Annotated in this window: 1 protein-coding gene; it reads right to left on the minus strand. The window is 61.1% G+C overall.

Translation table 11 applies throughout. The features are described 5' to 3' along the window. Nucleotides 1-134 precede the first annotated feature (134 nt). Complete coding sequence (locus DTW89_RS19050; RefSeq protein ID WP_114657073.1) at nt 135-1,241, minus strand: IS5 family transposase; 1,107 nt, start codon at nt 1,239-1,241, stop codon at nt 135-137. Nucleotides 1,242-1,335 lie beyond the last annotated feature (94 nt).

Consider the following 1,335-nt stretch of genomic DNA (forward strand, 5'->3'; position numbering starts at 1 on the left):
CAGGCTGCTGAAATACTCCCCAGCGTCCGAACCTGTTCAGCGGCCGTAGCCGCATTTTTCCGTATCCTGAAAGTCAACCCCTCAAAATCGCCTGCTTTCAGTCGCAAAGCACGGTTTTTTTGCCCCTTTTGCCTTCACATCTGCCCCTGCAGACGGATTTGCCCCAGGCTGCGCAACCGCGTGAGGTTGTAGCCCGCCATCGTCAGCACAAACATCTGGTCCACCTTCTTGATCCCGCGCACCAGCACCTGGCGCATGTGCCCCACCGTCTTGGCCCAGCCAAAGCCTTGTTCGATCAGCTTTCTCTTTTGCTGGGAGATGGCGTAGCCTTCGCTGCCCGCGATCCTGTCAGGCACCGCCGATTGACGCCCTGATTTGTTCTGCGCCACATGGGGCAGCACGTTCATCTCTTGCAGCGCGTCGATGAACTCCCTGGCGTCGTAACCCTTGTCTGCGCCCAGCGTGATCGTGATGGGGTCATCGCCGGGCAGTGCCTGTCGCGCATCGTTGATCATGGCCTTGGCCGCTTCGCGCTCTGCATATCCGTCGGCCTGTGTGACCACGGCGCTGACCACCAGCCCGTGGCGGTTGTCGGTGAGTGTGTGGCCCATGAAGCGCAACTCACTGGCCGTCTTGCCCTTGCGGTACAGCCTTGCATCCGCGTCCGTTGTGGACTCGTGGGTGTCGTTGCTGCGCTTTTGGTCTTTGAAGTTGCCCGCGTCGGTATCGTCGTCGCCCTGGCGGTCTTTGCGCACAAAACTCTTGTGGCCCGCCCAGGCCTGGATCAGGGTGCCATCCACGCTGAAGTGCTCGCCCGAGAGCAGTTCCTGCTCCTGGGCTTGTTGCACGATCTGATTGAAGAACTCGATGACCGCATCGTGCTCGATCAGACGTTCGCGGTTCTTGCTGAAGACGGTGGGCACCCAAACGGCATCGTCCATGGCCAGGCCAATGAACCAGCGAAACAGAAGGTTGTACTGGGTCTGCTCCATGAGCTGGCGCTCCGAGCGCACGCTGTAGAGCACCTGGATGAGCATGGCGCGCAGCAGCTTCTCGGGGGCAATGCTGGGGCGCCCGCCTTTGATGTCGGCCGCATACATCCGGGCAAACAGATCGTCCATGTTCTCCAGGGCCTTGTTGACCATGATGCGGATCACCCGCAGGGGGTGGTCGGCGGGCACGAAGTCATCGAGGTGGCGCATCGTGAACAGGCTCTCGGTGAAGGTGTCGGCTCCGCGCATGGATGGCTCGTCTGTCTGGTCAGTGGGGGGCTTGATTGTCGCGGCTGGGCGGCTGTCGCGGACTGTCGGTGGGGAGTATTTCAGCAGCCTGCTA

The organism is Acidovorax sp. BoFeN1, from assembly GCF_003345135.1.
GTDB classification, from domain to species: domain Bacteria; phylum Pseudomonadota; class Gammaproteobacteria; order Burkholderiales; family Burkholderiaceae_C; genus Acidovorax; species Acidovorax defluvii.

Bases quoted from the DNA above. Each gene is read 5' to 3' on its own strand.
- DTW89_RS19050 (WP_114657073.1), bottom strand. From the start codon at position 1,241: ATGCGCGGAGCCGACACCTTCACCGAGAGCCTGTTCACGATGCGCCAC.